Genomic DNA, 16,961 nt, shown 5'->3' with positions numbered 1-16,961 from the left:
GCGCCCGTCCGAGGGGACGTCGCCGTCCGGTCCCCGCGCCCGCCCGGCGGGCCACACTGTGGCCCGCCGCGAGCCCTGCCCCGACGTGCGGAGGAGCCAGCGATGCCCGGTCCCGGAGCGCCCCGGACGGGCGGCCCGTCGGCGCCGGTGGCGGAGGCGGCTCCCCCGGTGCCGGCGGCCGCGCCGCCCGCGCTCCGGGGCGCGGACCCCTCCGAGGAGGAGGTCACCGGCTACCAGCGGTCCCCCAGCGACGTCCTGCGCACCGCGGTCCTCACCCCGGTCGCGCTGCTGCTGGTCCTGGTCGCCGCGTGGTCGCGCGAGGCCGCGGCCGCGCTCGACGCCGACCTGGTGGCGCGGCTGGCCGCGGCCGCCCCGGCCCTGGAACGGTCCCTGACCGGGGCGGTGACCGTGCTGGTGGCGGTCTCGCTGGCCGCGGCCGGGACCGCGCCGCTGCTGCTCCGCCGGCCCCGGCTGTTCGGCTACCTGCTCGCCGGCGGCGCCGCCGCGGTCGTCCTCGCCCGCGCGGCGGCGTGGGCCCTGGGCGGGCAGCCGGGGGACCTGCGCGGCGCGCTCGGGGCGGACGGGCCGGCCGTCGTCGCGGCGTCGTTCGTGGTGCTGGCGCCGTTCGTGTCCCGGCGGTGGCGGCGGGCCGGGGCGCTGGTCCTCGCGGTCACCGTGCTGCTGGACCTCCTCGCGCCCCGGGCGTTCCCGGCCACCCTCGCCGTGTCGCTGGCGCTCGGCGCCGTGGCCGGCTCCACGACCCTGCTGGCGTTCGGCCGTCCCGTGGCCCGGCCGACGCGGGGCGCCGTGGCCGCGGCCCTGGCCGGCAGCGGGCTGGAGCCGGTGGAGGTGGCGCCGGCCGTGGTCGACGCCCGCGGCTCGGTGCCCTGGACCGCGCGGCTGCGCGACGGGGACCGGGTGTTCGCCAAGGTGATGGGGGCGGAGAACCGGGCGGCGGACCTGCTGTTCCGCGCCTACCGGTTCCTCCGGCTGAAGGACGTCGGCGACGAGCGGCCGTTCTCCTCGCTGCGCCGCACCGTGGAGCACGAGGCGATGGTGTCGCTGCTGGTCCGCGGCGCCGGCGGCCGGACCCCCCGCCTCCGCGCGATCGCCCCCGTCGGGCGCGACTCGTGGCTGCTGTCCTACGACCTCGTCGACGGCGCGACCCTGGACCGCGTGCCCGACGCGGCGGTGACCGAGCGGGTGCTGCGCGGCGTCTGGGAGCAGGTGGCGGTGCTGCGCCGGCACGGGGTGGCCCACCGCGACCTGCGCCGGGCCAACGTGCTGCTCGACCCGTCGGGCACCCCGTGGCTGATCGACTGGGGGTTCAGCGAGGTCGCCGCGGCGCCCGCGCTGCTCGACGCGGACGTGGCCCAGCTGCTCGTCGCCCTCGCGCTGCAGGCCGGGGTGGAGCCGGCCGTGGACACCGCGGTCGCCGTGCTGGGGCCGGAGGCGGTGGCCGCCGCGCTGCCCCGGCTCCAGCCGGACTCGCTCAGCGGCGCCACCCGCGACGCGCTCCGGCGCGACCGGCGCCTGGCGGCCCGGCTGCGCGCCGCGGTCAGCGAGCGGTGCGGCGTCCCCGAGCCCCGGCTGGCGGACCTGGAGCGCGTCCGGCCCCGGACGCTGCTCCTCGTCGGCGTGCTCGCCCTCGCCTGCTACCTGCTCGTCCCCCAGCTCGGCGACGTCGCCGGCATGGCCGAGCGCGTGCGGGACGCCGACTGGGCGTGGGTGCCGCCAGTCCTCGCGGCGTCGCTGCTGACCTACGTGGGCGCCGCGGTGAGCCTGGCGGGGGCGGTGGCCGTGCGGCTGCGGCCGCTCCCGACGCTCCTCGCCCAGCTGGCCTCCTCGTTCGCCGGCCGGCTGGTGCCGGCCGGGCTGGGCGGGATGGCGCTGGACGTGCGCTACCTGCAGCGGTGCGGCCTCGACGTCGCGGTCGCCTCGTCCGGCGTCGGGCTCAGCTACGCGGCCGGGACCGTCGTCCACGTGGTGCTGCTGCTGGTGTTCGGGATCTGGGCCGGCCGGTCGCTGCCCGACCTGGCCCGGCCGGTGGAGTCGCCGGCCGTCGTGTGGGGCGCCCTCGCGGTGCTCGCCGTGACCGTCGCCGCCGCCGCGGTCCCGACCGTCCGGCGGTTCACGGCGGCGCGGCTGGTGCCGCCGCTGCGCCGCTCGGTCCACGGCCTGGCCGGCGCGCTGCGCAGCCCCGGCCGGGTGGTGCTGCTGCTGGGTGGGTCGGCGCTGACCACGCTCGGCTACCTGTCCTGCCTCTACCTGTCCACGCGGGCGCTGGGCGGCGACGTGGGCCCGGTCGCCGTGGGCGCGGTCTACCTCGCCGGCGCCGCCGTCGCCGCGGCCGCGCCGACGCCGGGCGGGCTGGGCGCCCTCGAGGCCGCGCTCATCGCGGGGCTCGTCGGCGTCGGGATGGACCACACGGTCGCCGTCCCCGCCGTGTTCCTCTACCGGATCGCCACCTTCTGGCTGCCGATCCTGCCCGGCTGGGCCGCCTTCGCCTGGCTCCGGCGGCACCACGACGTGTAGCCCCTCAGAGGCCTGGTCACTCAGAGGCCGAGCGCGCCGGAGGCGGGGTCGGCCCACCGGCTGGAGTCGTCGTAGGTGCGGACGACCAGCGACCGCCACCGGCCGGTGCGGCTGATCTCCTTCTCCGGCACGCCGCGGGCGTAGGCGGTGGTGGCGAAGCCGCGGCGCAGCGAGTGCGGGGACAGCCCCTCGGTGGGCACCCCGGCGCGCTCGGCGGCGCGCTCCAGGACGAGGTCGACGCTGCGCGTGGTCAGCGCGCCGGCGCCCAGCCGCGGGGTCCGCCCCTTGCCCACCGACCGGAACAGCGGGCCGGAGGTGACGCCCTGCTCCGCCAGGGCGGCCAGCCAGGCCCGGGCGGCGCGGACCGGGCAGGTGGCCGCGCGCACGCCCGGCGCGAGGGCGAGGGTCTCCCCCGCGCCCTCCTGGTCGGTCTTGGAGTAGCGCAGCAGGACGTCGAGGCCGCCGTGCCCGGCCGGGGCGAGGTCCTCGATGCGCAGCCCGACCAGGTCGGAGGCGCGCAGGCCCAGGGCGTAGCCGACGAGGACCAGCGCCCGGTCCCGGACGCCGGCCAGGGTGTCGGGCAGGTCCTCGACCAGCGCCCGGACGGTCGCGGTGTCCAGGGCGCGGGCCCGCCGCGGCCGGACGCCGGCGCGGGCGGCGGTGCGGCGGATGCCGCTCAGCGTGCGGCGCACCCCCTCGCTGTCCCCGGGCGGGGGGTGGCCCGCGGTGCGGGAGGCGTCGTTGAGCGCGGACAGCCGGCGGGCCACGTAGCGGGGGCTGTGCCCGGCGTCGGCCATCGCGGCGAGCCAGGCGGCGACGGCGAGGGGGTCGGCGGGCAGCGCGGACGACAGCGACCGGCTGCGGCACCAGTCGGCCCAGGCGGCGAGGTCGCGGGCGTAGGCCGTGCGGGTGCTCTCGGCCAGGGACGCGGCGAGGTAGGTGCCGACCGCCGTCAGGTCCGTCGCCGGGACGACGCCGCCCCGCTCCTCGGGGCGCGGACCGGCCGGGACGGCCATGCCGGGCACCTCCCTCCGCCGCCGGATTTCACTTCGCAGAGTAGGGGCTTCTCGGAAGTGACGCTGCCGATCTCTCCACCGCTCCGGATACATGGATGGGCGCCGTCCATCTATCGTCGGCGGACATGACGGAGCCCGCCGCGGAGTCGGCCGCCCCCACGTGCGCCTATCCCGGCTGTCAGGCACCGCCCCGGCCGCGCACCCCCGGGCGCAGCGGCCCCTCCCCGCGGTTCTGCGAGCGGCCCGACCACACCCCCGAGTCGGCGCGGCAGGCCCGCACCCGGGCGGCCGGCTCGGCGGCCGCCCGGCTGGCGGCGACCACCGCGGCCCTCGTCCAGGACCTGCCGCCCGAGGGCCGGGTCCGGCAGCTGGTGGGCCGCTGGGCCGACGCCACCCGGGAGGCGGCCCGGACGGCCGAGGCGCAGGCCGCGCTGCTCGCCGCCGCGACCGAGGCGCTGGAGCAGTACCGCGACGAGTCGTCCGTGGAGGCCCGGCTCGCCCGGGCCTCGGCCGACGTCGACGCCGCGCACGCCGCCCGCCTCGACGCCGAGGAGCGCACCCGCGCGGCCGAGGCGCAGCGCGCCGAGTCCGAGGAGGCGCGCCAGGCGGCCGAGCGGGACGCCGCGGCCGCCCGCGCCGACGCCGGGGACCGGGTCGCCGCCGCGGAGGTGGAGGCCGCGCGCCGGGTCGCGGAGGCGGACGCGGCACGCCGGGCGGCGGAGACCGCCCGGGCGGAGGCGGAGGCGGCGCGCGACCGGGCCGGCGAGGAGCGGGACGCCGCCCGGCGGGAGGCCGAGGAGGCCGCGGGCCGGCAGCGGGCCGCCGAGCGGGACGCCGCGGCGGCGCGGGAGGACGGGCGGCGGGCCCGCGCGGACGCCGCCCGGGAGCACGACGCGCTCGTCGGGGCCCGCGCCCGGTGGGACGTCACCGAGCGCACCCTCACCGCGGACCTGGCGGCGCGGACGCGGGAGCGCGACGAGGCGGCGGCCGGCCGGGACGAGGCGCGCGACGAGGCGGCGGCCGCCCGGGAGCAGGCCCGCGACGCCGAGCGGGACCGGGACGCCGCCCGGGGCGCCGAGCAGGACGCCCGGACCCTCGCGCGGGAGGCGGCCGACCGCGCGGCCGCGGCCGAGCAGGGCCTGCGCGAGGCGCTGACCGGGGCGGCGCGCAGCGCGGAGCGGGCCGAGGCCGCCACCCGCCGCGCCGGCGAGGCCGAGGCCGCGGCACGGGAGGCCGCGGAGCGCGTCGGCGCGCTGACCGCCGAGGTGCAGGACCTGCGCACCCGCCTCGCCGGGCGGGACGGCGGCGACCCGGGACCTCGGACCGGAGCGCCGGGGCCCGACCGCGCGTAGCCTCCCGGGGCACGGGGCCGCGCGGGCAGGTGTCGTCGGGGAGCCCGCGTCCCGGCCCCGCTCCCCCGGCCGAACACCCGGCCTCCACCTCCGTCCCGGCGGTCCCGCCGGGCGGCGACCGAGGGAACCCCGCCATGAGCGACCAGTGGCCGTACCCGGACCCGACCGCGCTGCAGGCCCCCGCGGGGCCGACGGCCGACGTCGCCGTCCGGCCGCCCGTGGACGAGCCCGCCGACCTCGAGGAGGACCGGCGCCTGCTGGCGGACTGGGAGTACGCCGAGCTCGGCGGCGAGGGCTGAGGCCCGCGCGCGCCCGTCAGGGACGGGCGCGCAGGCCCTCGAACGTCGTCCTGACCAGCGCGTCGGCCAGCGCGTCCGGGGACAGGCTGCCGCCGGGCCGGTACCACTCGGTCAGCGAGTTGACGGTGCCGAACAGCAGCCGGCTGGTGACGGCGGGGTCGACGTCGGGACGCACGTCGCCCTCCTCCTCCGCGGCGCGCACCAGGTCGGTGACGATCGCGTCGAACTCCCGCCGGCGCTGCAGCGCGGCGTGCTCGACCGGGGAGTTGCCGCGCACCCGCAGCAGCAGGGTGACGAAGGGCAGCTCGGCGGCCAGCACCCGCACCGACCCGCGCACGACGTGCTCGAGCCGGTCGATCGCCCGGCCGGTGCGCGCGCCGGGCTCCTGGGTGACGGCGAACAGCGCGTCCAGCGCCCGGTCCAGCGCCAGCCGCAGCAGCTCGACCTTGCCGGGCACGTGGTGGTAGATCGCCGACTTGGTGACGCCGAGCCGGCCGGCCAGCTCGTCCATGCTGGTGGCGTCGTAGCCGCGCTCGTTGAACACCGCGACCGCGACGTCGAGCAGCGAGTCCAGCGAGTGCCCGGGGCGGCCCCGGCGGACCCGCGCGTCGGTCACGGGCGGTCGCGGTTGTCGGTCATGCGCTGCAGTTTGCCCATCGACCGCGGCAGCGTCTCCGGGTCGACGACGAGCACCTCGATGGTGCAGCCCACGGTGTCCTTGACGCCCGTCGCGACCTCCGCGGCCGCGGGCTCCCGCCGCTCGGGCGGGCAGTCCGGCCGCGCCTCCACCCGGCAGACCAGGTGGTCCATCCGACCGCGGGTGACCAGCTCGAGGGCGAAGTGCGGCGACAGGCCCGGCGTCCGCAGCACGACCTCCTCGATCTGGGTGGGGAACAGGTTCACCCCGCGCAGGATGACCATGTCGTCGGTGCGGCCGGTGACCTTCTGCATCCGCCGCATGCCCGGCCGCGCCGTCCCGGGCAGCAGCCGGGTGAGGTCGCGGGTGCGGTAGCGGACGACCGGCATGGCCTCCTTGGTGAGGGAGGTGAACACCAGCTCGCCCTCCTCGCCCTCGGGCAGCACCTCGCCGGTGGCCGGGTCGATGACCTCCGGGTAGAAGTGGTCCTCCCACACGTGCAGGCCGTCCTTGGTCTCCACGCACTCCTGCGCGACACCGGGCCCCATCACCTCGGACAGCCCGTAGATGTCGACGGCGTGGATGTCCAGGCGGTCCTCCATCTCGCGGCGCATCTGCTCGGTCCACGGCTCGGCGCCGAAGATGCCGATCTCCAGGCTGGAGGCCCGCGGGTCCAGCCCCTGCTTCTCGAACTCGTCGACGACGGTGAGCATGTAGCTGGGCGTCACCATGACCACCCGGGGCGCGAAGTCGGTGATCAGCTGCACCTGGCGCGGCGTCATGCCGCCGGAGACGGGGACGACGGTGCAGCCCAGCGCCTCGGCGCCGTAGTGGGCGCCGAGGCCGCCGGTGAACAGGCCGTAGCCGTAGGCGTTGTGCAGCACGTCGCCGGGCCGGCCGCCGGCCGCGCGGATGGAGCGGGCCATGACCGCGGCCCAGGTCGCGAGGTCGCGCTCGGTGTAGCCGACGACGGTCGGCTTGCCCGTCGTGCCGGACGAGGCGTGCACGCGGCGCACCTGCCCGCGCGGGACGGCGAACATGCCGAACGGGTAGTTCTCGCGCAGGTCGGCCTTGCTCGTCGTCGGGAAGCGGGCCAGGTCGGCGAGCTCCCGGCAGTCGTCGGGGTGCACGCCGGCGGCGTCGAAGGCGCGGCGGTAGTGGGGCACGTTGTCGTAGGCGTGCCGCAGCGACCACCGCAGCCGCTCGAGCTGCAGCGCCCGCAGCTCGTCGATCCCCATCCGCTCGGCGGGGTCCAGGGTCGCCGGGTCCGGTGCCTGGCCCAGCCGCTGCGCCGTCGTGGTCGTCATCGCCGTCCTCGTTCCGCGCTTGTCTCTCCCGGTGCCGTGGGTCACACTATTCCTGACCGCTCGGTCAGTAAATGGGAGGAAGGCCATGGCCGCACCCGTCGTGGACCGCGCCGCCGTCGACGAGACCGCCCTGCAGGAGCAGTTCGAGGCGACGATCGCCGCCGACCGGCGGATCGAGCCGCGCGACTGGATGCCCGAGGGCTACCGCAGGACGCTGGTGCGCCAGATCGCCCAGCACGCGCACTCGGAGATCATCGGGATGCAGCCCGAGGGCGACTGGCTGCTCGCCGCACCGAGCCTGCGCCGCAAGGCGATCCTGCTGGCCAAGGTGCAGGACGAGGCCGGCCACGGGCTGTACCTGTACTCGGCCGCCGAGACGCTCGGCGCCGACCGGGCCGACCTCACCGACAAGCTGATCGAGCGGAAGCAGAAGTACAGCTCGATCTTCAACTACCCGACGCTGACCTACGCCGACGTTGGCGTGATCGGCTGGCTGGTCGACGGCGCGGCGATCTGCAACCAGGTGCCGCTGTGCCGCTCCTCCTACGGGCCCTACGCCCGGGCGATGATCCGCATCTGCAAGGAGGAGTCGTTCCACCAGCGGCAGGGCTACGAGCTGCTGATGACGATGATGCGCGGCACCGGCGAGCAGCGGGCGATGGTGCAGGACGCCGTCGACCGGTGGTGGTGGCCCTCGCTGATGATGTTCGGCCCGCCCGACGACGACAGCCCCAACACCGCGCAGTCGATGGCGTGGGGCATCAAGCGGCACACCAACGACGAGCTGCGCCAGCGGTTCGTGGACATGACCGTGCCGCAGGCGCAGGTCCTCGGCGTCACGCTGCCCGACCCCGACCTGGCCTTCGACGAGGGGAGCGGGCACTGGCGGTACGGCCCGATCGACTGGTCGGAGCTCAAGCGGGTGATCAGCGGGGAGGGGCCGATGAACGCCGTCCGCATCGCCCGCCGCCGCGCCGCCCGCGACGACAACGCGTGGGTCACCGAGGCGGCCACGGCGTACGCGGAGAAGCACGCGTGAGCACCGACCTGACCGCCGAGGGCGGGCACGGCGCGGTCCCCACCGGGCCGGAGGTGCCGACGACGCCCGCGCCGTCGGTCAGCCGCCGCGACTGGCCGCTGTACGAGGTGTTCGTGCGCGGCAAGCGCGGCCTCAACCACGTGCACGTCGGCTCGCTGCACGCCCCCGACGACGAGATGGCCGTGCACGCCGCCCGCGACCTCTACACCCGGCGCAACGAGGGCGTGAGCATCTGGGTGGTCCGGGCCTCCGCCATCACCGCGTCCAGCCCGGACGAGAAGGACCCGATGTTCGCCCCGAGCGGCGACAAGGTCTACCGGCACCCGACGTTCTACGAGATCCCGGAGAACGTCCCCCACATGTAGAAGGACCCCCTCTCCCCCACCACCCCCGTTCCTCGGGCGGCGGGGCCCTGAGGGGGCCGGAAGGGTTCCCGTGCACGAGGAGACGGTCTACGACGCGCTGACCAACGCGCACGACGACGCCGGGCACTGGGCGTTCGGCACCGGGTTCGACGACCCGCTGGCCGGGGTGGACACCACCGTCCCCGCCGGCGTCGACCCCGCCGACCTGGGCGCCTACTGCCTGATGCTCGGCGACGACGCGCTGGTCCTCGCCCAGCGGCTGACCCAGTGGATCACCGCCGCGCCCGAGCTCGAGGAGGAGGTCGCGTTCGGCAACGTCGGCCTGGACCTGCTCGGCCAGGCCCGGCTGCTGCTGGCCCGCGCCGGGTCGGCCGGCGTCCTCGGCCGGTCCCGCGAGCGGGCGACGGCGAGCATCCCCGACGAGGACGCGCTCGCCTACTTCCGCGACCCCGACGAGTTCCGCTGCACCGGCCTGGTCACGGCGGAGAACGGCGACTTCGCGCGCACGATGGTCCGGCTGCTCGCGGCGTCCGCCGTCCGGCTGGCGGTGCTCGCCCGGCTGCGGGACTCCCGCGACCCGGTGCTCGCCGCGATCGCCGCCAAGGGCGTGCACGAGCTGACCTACCACCGCGACCACGCCGCCCGCTGGGTGCTGCGCCTGGGCGACGGGACGGCCGAGTCGCACCGCCGCGCGCAGGCCGGCGTCGACGCGGTGTGGCCGCACCTCGCGGACCTGTTCACCGCCACCGACGTCGAGGCCCGGCTGGTCGCCGCGGGCGTCGCCGTCGACCCGGCTGCCGTCCGCGACGAGGTGCGCGGCGTGCTCACCACCGTGCTGCAGCGGGCGACGCTGACGGTGCCGGCCTGGCCGGCCGACGCGCCGCCGCGCGGCCGGGTCGGCGAGTACGGCCCCGAGCTGGCCGAGCTGCTCGCCGGCCTCCAGGGTCTCGCCCGGCAGCACCCGGCGGCGACCTGGTGACGGCAGAAATGGCCATTTCTGCCGACCCGCGGGCGGTCGCCGAGACCGTCACCGACCCGGAGCTGCCCACGCTCACGCTCGCCGACCTCGGGGTGCTGCGCGACGTCCGCGTGCACGAGGACACCGTCGTCGTCGACATCACCCCGACCTACACCGGCTGCCCCGCCATGGGCGTCATGCGCGCGGACCTGCTGCACGCGCTGCACGCGGCCGGGTTCGACGACGTCGAGGTGCGCACCGTGCTCTCCCCCGCGTGGAGCACCGACTGGATCACCGAGGAGGGCCGCCGCAAGCTCGCCGCGGCCGGCATCGCGCCGCCCGGCAAGGCGCCGGTCCGCCCCGAGGGGCCGGTCCCGCTGCAGCTCGGCCCGACCCGCCGGACGGCGGCCTGCCCGCTGTGCGGCTCCCCCGACACCGTCGAGATCAGCGAGTTCGGCGCGACGGCGTGCAAGGCGCTGCGCCGCTGCCGGGCCTGCGGCGAGCCGTTCGAGCACGTGAAGGAGATCTGAGTGAGCGCACCGGCCCGCCGCCGTCCGCGGTTCCACCCGCTCCGGGTCGCGAGCGTCGAGCGGCTCACCGACGACGCGGTCGCGGTCACCTTCGACGTCCCCGAGGACCTCGCCGAGGACTACGCGTTCCGCCCCGGTCAGGCCCTCACCCTGCGGCGGGTCGACGGCGACCGCGACGAGCGCCGCTCCTACTCGATCTGCGCGCCGGTGGGCGCCCCGCCGCGGGTCGGCGTCCGGGAGGTGCCCGGCGGCTTCTTCTCCTCCTGGCTGGTGCACGAGGTGCGGCCCGGCGACGCGATCGAGGTGCTGCCGCCGTCGGGCACCTTCACCGCCGACCTGTCGCGGCCGGCCGACCACGTGTTCGTCGTCGCCGGCTCCGGGATCACCCCGGCGCTGAGCCTCGCGAGCACCGTGCTGCGCGACGGCGCGTCGACCGTCACCGTGTTCTACGGCAACCGGCGCACCAACACGGTGATGTTCGCCGACGAGCTCGCCGACCTCAAGGACCGCTTCGGCCCCCGGCTGCAGCTGGTGCACGTGCTGTCCCGCGAGCCGCGCGACACCGAGCTGACCAGCGGCCGGCTCGACGGCGACCGGCTGCGGACGCTGGTCGGCGCGCTCGTCGACGCCGAGCACGTGGACCACTGGTGGCTGTGCGGCCCGCACGGGATGGTCACCGACGCCCGCGCGCTGCTGGCCGAGCTCGGCGTCCCCGCCGAGAAGGTGCACCACGAGCTGTTCTACGTCGACGACGTCCCGCCCGAGCCGGTGCGCGGCGACGAGGAGACGGTGACGGGCCCGAGCGCGCAGGTCACCGTGGTGCTGGACGGCCGCACGACGACGCTGGCGCTGCCCCGCGACGTCCCCGTCCTGGACTCCGCGCAGCGGGTGCGCTCGGACCTGCCGTTCGCCTGCAAGGGCGGCGTCTGCGGCACCTGCCGGGCCCGGGTGACCGACGGCGAGGTGGAGATGCGCCGCAACTACGCGCTGGAGCCCGCCGAGGTCGACGCCGGCTACGTCCTGACCTGCCAGGCGCTGCCGCGGTCGGACGCCGTCACCGTCGACTTCGACGCCTGACCCCCCGTGCGCCCGGTCGCCGTCGGCGAGACCGCGGTCCTCGACGTCGTCGTCACCGCGGCGATGACCGTCGACTTCGACGAGCTGGGCCCGGTGCACCCCGTCTACGCCACCTACGCGATGGCCAAGCACTTCGAGGAGGCCGGCCGGAAGCTGCTGCTCGCCCACCTGGAGCCGGGCGAGGCCGCGGTCGGAACGGCGGTGTCGGTCGAGCACCGGGCGCCGGCCTGGCCCGGCGACCGGCTCCGGGTCACCGCGACGTGCACCGGCGTGGCGGGCAACCAGGTCACCTGCGCGTGCCGCGCCGAGGACGCGGCCGGCCGCGAGCTGGGGCGTGGCACCACCGGCCAGGCGGTGCTCGCCGAGGAGGTCCTCGCCGCCCGGCTCACCCGGCCGTCGACCGGCTAGCGGTCGCCGCGCACCACGTGGACGGCGGCCTCAGCGCAGTGGGCCGAGGGGGTCACCTGGCTCGCGTGGCGACCGGATCGAGGAAGAGGAGCTGCTGCGTGCTGTTGTAGTCCAGCACTCGGGCGACGACGTGGACGTCGTTGCCCGCGCCGATGGTGGCCGGGATGTTGGGACCCTGCCAGTGGAGGTCGCTCGTGGTGTTGACGTCACGGAAGAGGAAGTTCGGACCGACTGCCGTCGTCGCGCTGTAGTCCCCGGCGTACAGGAGGATGTCGAATCGCGTGTCGTAGTCGCCGTGGTTGAGCATGTTCGCGACGTTCCCGTCGAACTCGATGAGCTGCCCGCGGTACCTGGTCGCGAAGTCGACGACCGTCTGACCGGCCGGATCTGACACCCCCAGCAGCGCGGCGAGGTCGGCGCTGTTCCCGACGGTCAGGATCTCCTCAGCGGGGGGCTGAGTGGGGACGACCGCCGGCTCCGTCTCCTCGATCACCCGCGGTGCGGCGTCGGAGACCTGCTCGCTGGGCGCGACGGCGGTCTGGCTGGCTGATGCGGCGGTCTCCGAGGCGCTGCCGCCACCGCGCAGCCCGATGACGACCGCGAGGGCGACCACGAGCAGGACCACGCCGCCCGCCACACCCGCGAGACCGAGCCGCGCTCTCGGCGTCAGACGACGGAAGACGGCCAAGACCCGAGTGCCGAGCGTCTCCGGCTTCACGCGACGGAACGTCAACTCCGTGCGCAGCAGCGACCCCTGGCTCTGGCTGTCGAGCTCCCAGCCGTCCTTCTGCCACTTCGCGATCGTCTTGGACTCGGTGCCGCGGATCGCCCGCACGCTCGTGAACTCGTACTGCTGGTCGTCGGCCACGGTGAGCGACAGTAAGTGGCTGCACCGAGGTCTCATGGCTGTTCGCCGTGACACCCGAACAGGCGTGATGCAGGGGTCCCGGGTTCACTCTGGTGCCCCCGAGGCGAACAGGACACCGGAGTGATCGCCGCACTGTCCGCGGGCGGGATCTAGCGGTCGCCACGCACCACGTGGACGGCCGCCTCCTCGGCCGACGCCGCCCCGCCGTCGATGCCCAGGTCCTCGCCCAGCAGCTCGTCCTCCCGGTCGACGACACCGTCGTCGCCGACCTCGGCCAGCCGGCCCGCGCGGGCGTCGCCGACCTCGTCGTCGAGCAGCTCGCCGTCGCCGCCGGCGAGGTCACCGAGGCCGTCGGGACCGTCGTCGTCCCAGGACCGGTCCGGCAGCTCCCGGGCCAGCCGCCCGGCGAGGCTCTCGCCGGTGGCCTCCTCCCGCTCGGTGGTGCCCCAGTCGTCCACGCCCCAGGGCCGCTCCGGCGGCGACCAGCCGGTGTCCAGGTCGCGCGGGCGGCGGGGGTCCTCGAGGGTGTCCTCGGCCTCGAGCAGGCCCGAGGCCTCCTCGGGGTCGGTGCCGTCGGTGCCGTAGAGGTCGCGGTCCACGGGGGGCTCCTCGGGTGCGGGCGGGACGGACGGCGCTGTCCGGGGCGAGCCCACCCTGCCACCGCGCCGGGCCGGGCGGGAGGGCCGCGCGTGTGACCGAACGAGCAGTCCGACCTGCGACCGCGCCGTCCCGCACCGGCGGACACTGGAGGCAGCCGACCTCCAGGGAGACCGCCGTGGACACCTCGATGACCACGCTGCACGAGCACTACGTCCGGCGGGTCAACGCCGCCGTCGCCGAGGACCGCACCGACCTCGTCCGCGACCTCTACGAGGAGTACTTCGAGGAGGCGCTGCGGCGCCTGCTCGAGACCAGCGCCGCCGCCTGATCGCCACCGCCCGACGCTCAGCCCGCGTCGGCCCACGACCGCACGACCGCGACGTCCAGCGGGAAGTCGAGCGGGAACTCGCCGAACAGCAACCGCCCGGCGGTGGCCGCGGCGGCCCGGACCGCGGCGACGACGTCCTCGGCCAGGTCGGCCGGGGCGTGCACGACGACCTCGTCGTGCAGGAAGTACGCCAGGTGCGGCCGCTCCTCCAGCCGCCCCTCCCCCAGCTGCCAGAGCCGGTTGCGCAGGTCGGCCAGCCAGCACAGCGCCCACTCCGCGCCGGTCCCCTGCACGACGAAGTTGCGGGTGAACCGCCCCCACGCGCGCCGGGCGCGGTCGGAGTCGCGGCCGCGGGGCTCGGGCGCCTCGCCGAGGTCGGCGTCCCGCTCCGCCCACGCGGCGCCCGGCGGCGGGGAGCCGCGGCCGAGCAGGGTGGACACCACCGCGCCGCGCTCCCCCGCCCGCGCCGCCTCCTCCACCAGCCCGATCGCCCGCGGGTAGCGGCGGGCCAGCCGCGGCACCATCCGGCCGCTCTCGCCGCGGGTGCCGCCGTAGAGCGCGCCCAGCACCCCGACCTTGGCCTCCGCACGGGTGGCCACCACCCCGGCGTCGACCATGCCGGCGTACAGGTCCCGCGAGCGGGCCGCGGCGGCCAGCGCGGTGTCGGCGCTCATGCCGGCGAGCACCCGCGGCTCCAGCTGGGCGACGTCGGCCACCACCAGGGCCCACCCGTCGTCGGCCACGGCGGCCGGGCGCACCTGCACGGGCACCGACAGCGCGCCCCCGCCCGACGACGCCCACCGCCCGGTGACCACCCCGCCGGGCAGGTAGACCGGCCGGAACCGGCCGCCGCGCACCCAGGCGTCCAGCCAGCTCCAGCCGTTGGCCGCGAGCAGCCGGGCCAGCCGCTTGTACTCCAGCAGCGGCCCGACGACCGGGTGCTCGACCCGCTCCAGCGTCCAGGACCGGGTGTCCTCGACGGGCAGCCCGGCCCCCTGCAGCGCCCGCAGCAGCGCGGCCGGCGAGTCCGGGTTGAGGTCGGGGGTGCCGAGCGCGGCGCGGACCTCCCCGGCCAGCGCCTCCAGCACCGCCGGCCGCAGGCCCGCCGCCGGGCGCGGGCCGAGCAGCCCGGCGAGCAGCGCGTCGTGCACGTCGGCCCGCCACGGCATCCCGGCGTGCGTCATCTCCGCCGCGGCCAGCGCGCCGGAGGACTCGGCGGCCAGCAGCAGGCCCAGCCGCGCGCGGTGCGGGGAGGCGGCGAGCACGGCCTGCTGGCGGCGGTCCTCCGCGACCGGGTCGAGCGCGTCGGCGGGGTCGGCCAGGGCGAACAGCGCCGGGTCGTCCGCGGTCACCGGCTCCAGCGCCGCCCAGCCCGGGTCCGCCGCCGGCCCGGGAGCGGCGTGCGGCGAGCCGCGCAGCACGGCGGCGCACAGCCGCAGGTCGGTGCAGCGCGCCACGCGGACGCCGGCGGCCAGCAGCGCCGGGTACCAGCGGGTGGTGTCGTCCCACACCCACCGGACGCCGGCCCGCTCGCGCTCCCGCACCAGCGCGGCCAGGCCGTCCGCGGGGACCTCGGCGACCGCGCCGTCGGCCTCGTGCACCGCGACCGCGTCCCCGCGGCGGCGCAGCAGGACCCGGTCCACCGCCGCAGTCTGCCCGAGCGCGCCGACGGTTCCCCCGGACCGCCGCGGGGGTCAGGACCGGTCGCGGGCGGGCCCCGTGGCCACCTGCCCGGGCGCCGCGTCGGCGGACCCGGAACCCAGCGACTGCTCCCCGAGCAGCACCGCGGCGGCCTCGACCGTGGGCGGTTCCTGGGCCGGGGCGGGCCCGGCCCCGGGAGCCGGGGCGCCGGGTGGCGGAGCCGGCCGGGTCGCCGGGGCCCGGGAGTCCAGCACCGGCACGGCCGTCGGGTCGGCGTGGCCCCACGCCCGCTCCACCTCGCCGATCAGCGCCTCCAGGTAGGACCGCAGCTGCGTCCGGCACGCCTGGCCGAACGCCTGCAGGTAGGCCACCTGCTCCTGCAGCTCCTCGGCGGTACGGGCGGCCTCCGGTGCGGCCGGCACACCACCCTCGGCGACGATCCGGGCCGCGGCCTCGTGGGCCGCCTGGATCATCGCGCCGACCTTCTCGCGCGCGGACTGCAGCTGCTCGTCGTACTGCTGCTGCGCCTCGCTGACCATGACCCGGCTGAACGTCTCCGCCTCCGCCACGTACTGGTCCGCGGTCTGCTGGGCGACCGCGAGCAGGCTCACGGCCTGCGCCGTCGGCTCCTCCCGGGGCCTCTCCTCGCCGACCTGGGCCTGCAGCTCCTGCACCCGGCCGCGCAGCTCGGCCTTCTCCGCGTGCAGGCGGGCCAGCTCCTCGCCCACCCGGTCCAGGAACCGGTCGACCTCGGCGTCGCTGTAGCCCGGGTGCAGCATCGACGACCGGGTGAACCGCACCTCGCGCACGTCCGCGGGCGTCAGCCGCCGGCCGTCGGGGGCCACCTGGTGGGTCGTCATGACGTCACCTCTCCATCGACATCGGGTCCGGGACGGCTGGGGGCGAACACCTCGGTGCGGATGCGGTCCCGGGGCAGGCCGTGCCGCAGCAGCCGCTCGACGGTGTCCTCGACCATCGGCCGGGGACCGGCGACGTAGGCCTCGCGACTGCCCCACGGCCCGGAGCGCGCCACCACCTCGCCGACGTCGCCGTGCGCCAGTCCGGAGTCCCCGTCCTCGGAGACGGCGGCGGTGACGGTGAGCCACGGGTTCTCCCGCTCGAGCCGCGCCAGGTCCGCCCGGTCGTACAGGTCGCTCTCGGCGCGGACGCCGACGAAGAGGTCCACCCGCCGGGGCGGGCCGTTGCGGGCGACGTGGTCGACGATCGCCTTGAGCGGCGCCAGCCCCGTCCCCCCTGCCACCAGCAGCAGGTCGCGATCGGAGTCGGGGTCGAACTGCATGTGGTCCACCGGGGGCCCGAGCCGCAGGACGTCCCCGACGTCCACCTGCCGCACCAGGGCGGTGCTGACCGGCCCGCCGGCCTGCGCCCTCGCGTGGATCTCCAGCTCGCCGTCGGGCCGGCAGGCGTTGGCCGGCGAGTAGTAGCGCCACAGCCGCGGCCGCAGCTCGGTCTCCAGGGAGATCGACTCCCCGGGGCGGTAGGACAGCGGGATCTTCGTCCGCAGTCGCAGGACGGCGGTGTCGACGGTGCGCCGCTCGTGCGCCGTGACCTCGGCGTCCCACCACGGCGGCTCGTCGGCCATCTCGTCAGCGGCCGCGACCATCACCGAGGCGACCAGCTCGTAGGCCGCCGCCCAGTCCGCGGCCAGCGCGTCGTTCCACTCCTCGTCGAAGTGCGCGAGCGTGGCCAGCAGGCTCGCTCCCACCGCGGGGTAGTGCTCGGCCACCGTCCCGAACTTGCGGTGGTCGCGGCCGAGCTGCTGCAGGATCGGCACGAGGGAGTCGAGGTCGTCGACCCGCGCCACCACCTCGCCGAGCGCGGCGAAGAGCCGGTCGCGCTGGTGTGCCATCGAGACCGGGAACATCTGCCGGGTCTCGGGATGGGCGAGGAACAGGTGCGAGTAGAACCACAGCGGCGCCTCGTCCCCGGCGGCCGCGGCCTTGGCGAAGCTCGCTCGCATGGCAGGTATGTCCACGGTCG

Annotated in this window: 18 protein-coding genes; 10 read left to right on the top strand and 8 right to left on the bottom strand. The window is 77.0% G+C overall.

Features of this window, described 5'->3' with window-relative positions; all coding sequences use genetic code 11:
- Nucleotides 1-102 precede the first annotated feature (102 nt).
- Entirely contained in the window at nucleotides 103-2,535 is a 2,433-nt protein-coding gene (locus tag ACI79L_RS08410) for a lysylphosphatidylglycerol synthase domain-containing protein (RefSeq protein WP_456936346.1), read from the top strand.
- A 20-nt stretch (nucleotides 2,536-2,555) separates the two neighbouring features.
- On the opposite strand, the gene ACI79L_RS08405 is transcribed toward ACI79L_RS08410, so the two are convergent.
- A complete protein-coding gene (locus tag ACI79L_RS08405) occupies nucleotides 2,556-3,551 on the bottom strand; it encodes a site-specific integrase (protein ID WP_456936345.1) in 996 nt (331 codons plus the stop codon).
- 125 nt (nucleotides 3,552-3,676) lie between these two features.
- On the opposite strand from ACI79L_RS08405, the gene ACI79L_RS08400 reads away from it, so the two are divergent.
- Both ACI79L_RS08400 and ACI79L_RS08395 read left to right on the top strand, forming a co-directional pair.
- Entirely contained in the window at nucleotides 3,677-4,903 is a 1,227-nt protein-coding gene (locus ACI79L_RS08400) for a hypothetical protein (RefSeq protein ID WP_456936344.1), read from the top strand.
- Nucleotides 4,904-5,037: 134 nt separating this feature from the next.
- Complete coding sequence (locus ACI79L_RS08395) at nucleotides 5,038-5,202, top strand: hypothetical protein (protein WP_456936343.1); 165 nt, start codon at nucleotides 5,038-5,040, stop codon at nucleotides 5,200-5,202.
- Nucleotides 5,203-5,218: 16 nt separating this feature from the next.
- On the opposite strand, the gene ACI79L_RS08390 is transcribed toward ACI79L_RS08395, so the two are convergent.
- Nucleotides 5,219-5,818 (bottom strand): TetR/AcrR family transcriptional regulator, encoded by a 600-nt coding sequence (locus ACI79L_RS08390; protein WP_456936342.1) that lies wholly within the window; start codon nucleotides 5,816-5,818, stop codon nucleotides 5,219-5,221.
- Entirely contained in the window at nucleotides 5,815-7,146 is a 1,332-nt protein-coding gene (gene paaK / locus ACI79L_RS08385) for a phenylacetate--CoA ligase PaaK (protein ID WP_456936341.1), read from the bottom strand. The genes ACI79L_RS08390 and paaK overlap by 4 nt, the downstream gene beginning before the upstream one ends.
- An 85-nt stretch (nucleotides 7,147-7,231) precedes the next feature.
- Here paaK and paaA point away from each other — a divergent pair, with 85 nt between their 5' ends.
- The 6 genes from paaA to ACI79L_RS08355 all read left to right on the top strand — a co-directional run bounded on the left by paaA (nucleotide 7,232) and on the right by ACI79L_RS08355 (nucleotide 11,523).
- Nucleotides 7,232-8,185 (top strand): 1,2-phenylacetyl-CoA epoxidase subunit PaaA, encoded by a 954-nt coding sequence (gene paaA / locus ACI79L_RS08380; RefSeq protein WP_456936340.1) that lies wholly within the window; start codon nucleotides 7,232-7,234, stop codon nucleotides 8,183-8,185.
- The gene (gene paaB / locus ACI79L_RS08375) at nucleotides 8,182-8,550 is read left to right on the top strand and encodes a 1,2-phenylacetyl-CoA epoxidase subunit PaaB (RefSeq protein WP_456936339.1); all 369 of its coding nucleotides are present in this window, start codon (nucleotides 8,182-8,184) and stop codon (nucleotides 8,548-8,550) included. Before paaA ends, paaB begins: the two co-directional genes overlap by 4 nt.
- 70 nt (nucleotides 8,551-8,620) lie before the next feature.
- Complete coding sequence (paaC, locus tag ACI79L_RS08370; RefSeq protein WP_456936338.1) at nucleotides 8,621-9,529, top strand: 1,2-phenylacetyl-CoA epoxidase subunit PaaC; 909 nt, start codon at nucleotides 8,621-8,623, stop codon at nucleotides 9,527-9,529.
- A gap of 8 nt (nucleotides 9,530-9,537) precedes the next feature.
- Nucleotides 9,538-10,038: a 1,2-phenylacetyl-CoA epoxidase subunit PaaD gene (paaD, locus tag ACI79L_RS08365; protein ID WP_456936337.1), complete on the top strand. Its 501-nt coding sequence runs from the start codon at nucleotides 9,538-9,540 to the stop codon at nucleotides 10,036-10,038.
- Entirely contained in the window at nucleotides 10,039-11,115 is a 1,077-nt protein-coding gene (gene paaE, locus ACI79L_RS08360; RefSeq protein WP_456936336.1) for a 1,2-phenylacetyl-CoA epoxidase subunit PaaE, read from the top strand.
- Nucleotides 11,116-11,121: 6 nt separating this feature from the next.
- Entirely contained in the window at nucleotides 11,122-11,523 is a 402-nt protein-coding gene (locus ACI79L_RS08355) for a thioesterase family protein (protein WP_456936335.1), read from the top strand.
- Nucleotides 11,524-11,575: 52 nt separating this feature from the next.
- On the opposite strand, the gene ACI79L_RS08350 is transcribed toward ACI79L_RS08355, so the two are convergent.
- Both ACI79L_RS08350 and ACI79L_RS08345 read right to left on the bottom strand, forming a co-directional pair.
- Complete coding sequence (locus ACI79L_RS08350) at nucleotides 11,576-12,391, bottom strand: DUF4839 domain-containing protein (protein ID WP_456936334.1); 816 nt, start codon at nucleotides 12,389-12,391, stop codon at nucleotides 11,576-11,578.
- A gap of 149 nt (nucleotides 12,392-12,540) precedes the next feature.
- The gene (locus tag ACI79L_RS08345; protein WP_456936333.1) at nucleotides 12,541-12,990 is read right to left on the bottom strand and encodes a DUF5709 domain-containing protein; all 450 of its coding nucleotides are present in this window, start codon (nucleotides 12,988-12,990) and stop codon (nucleotides 12,541-12,543) included.
- A gap of 176 nt (nucleotides 12,991-13,166) precedes the next feature.
- On the opposite strand from ACI79L_RS08345, the gene ACI79L_RS08340 reads away from it, so the two are divergent.
- On the top strand, nucleotides 13,167-13,319 hold the full coding sequence (locus tag ACI79L_RS08340; RefSeq protein WP_456936332.1) for a hypothetical protein: 153 nt from the start codon (nucleotides 13,167-13,169) through the stop codon (nucleotides 13,317-13,319).
- Nucleotides 13,320-13,336: 17 nt separating this feature from the next.
- Here ACI79L_RS08340 and ACI79L_RS08335 read toward each other — a convergent pair whose 3' ends face one another.
- From ACI79L_RS08335 to ACI79L_RS08325, 3 genes are read right to left on the bottom strand one after another with little or no spacing between them, the layout of a single operon-like run.
- Entirely contained in the window at nucleotides 13,337-14,962 is a 1,626-nt protein-coding gene (locus ACI79L_RS08335) for a bifunctional 3'-5' exonuclease/DNA polymerase (protein WP_456936331.1), read from the bottom strand.
- A gap of 51 nt (nucleotides 14,963-15,013) precedes the next feature.
- Complete coding sequence (locus ACI79L_RS08330; protein WP_456936330.1) at nucleotides 15,014-15,820, bottom strand: DivIVA domain-containing protein; 807 nt, start codon at nucleotides 15,818-15,820, stop codon at nucleotides 15,014-15,016.
- Entirely contained in the window at nucleotides 15,817-16,941 is a 1,125-nt protein-coding gene (locus ACI79L_RS08325) for a globin domain-containing protein (protein WP_456936329.1), read from the bottom strand. Before ACI79L_RS08325 ends, ACI79L_RS08330 begins: the two co-directional genes overlap by 4 nt.
- Nucleotides 16,942-16,961 lie beyond the last annotated feature (20 nt).

The sequence above is a fragment of the Geodermatophilus sp. SYSU D00684 genome, from assembly GCF_054050455.1.
Note: the sequence above shows the minus strand (reverse complement) of the source record. Positions and strands in the feature narration are given on the sequence as shown.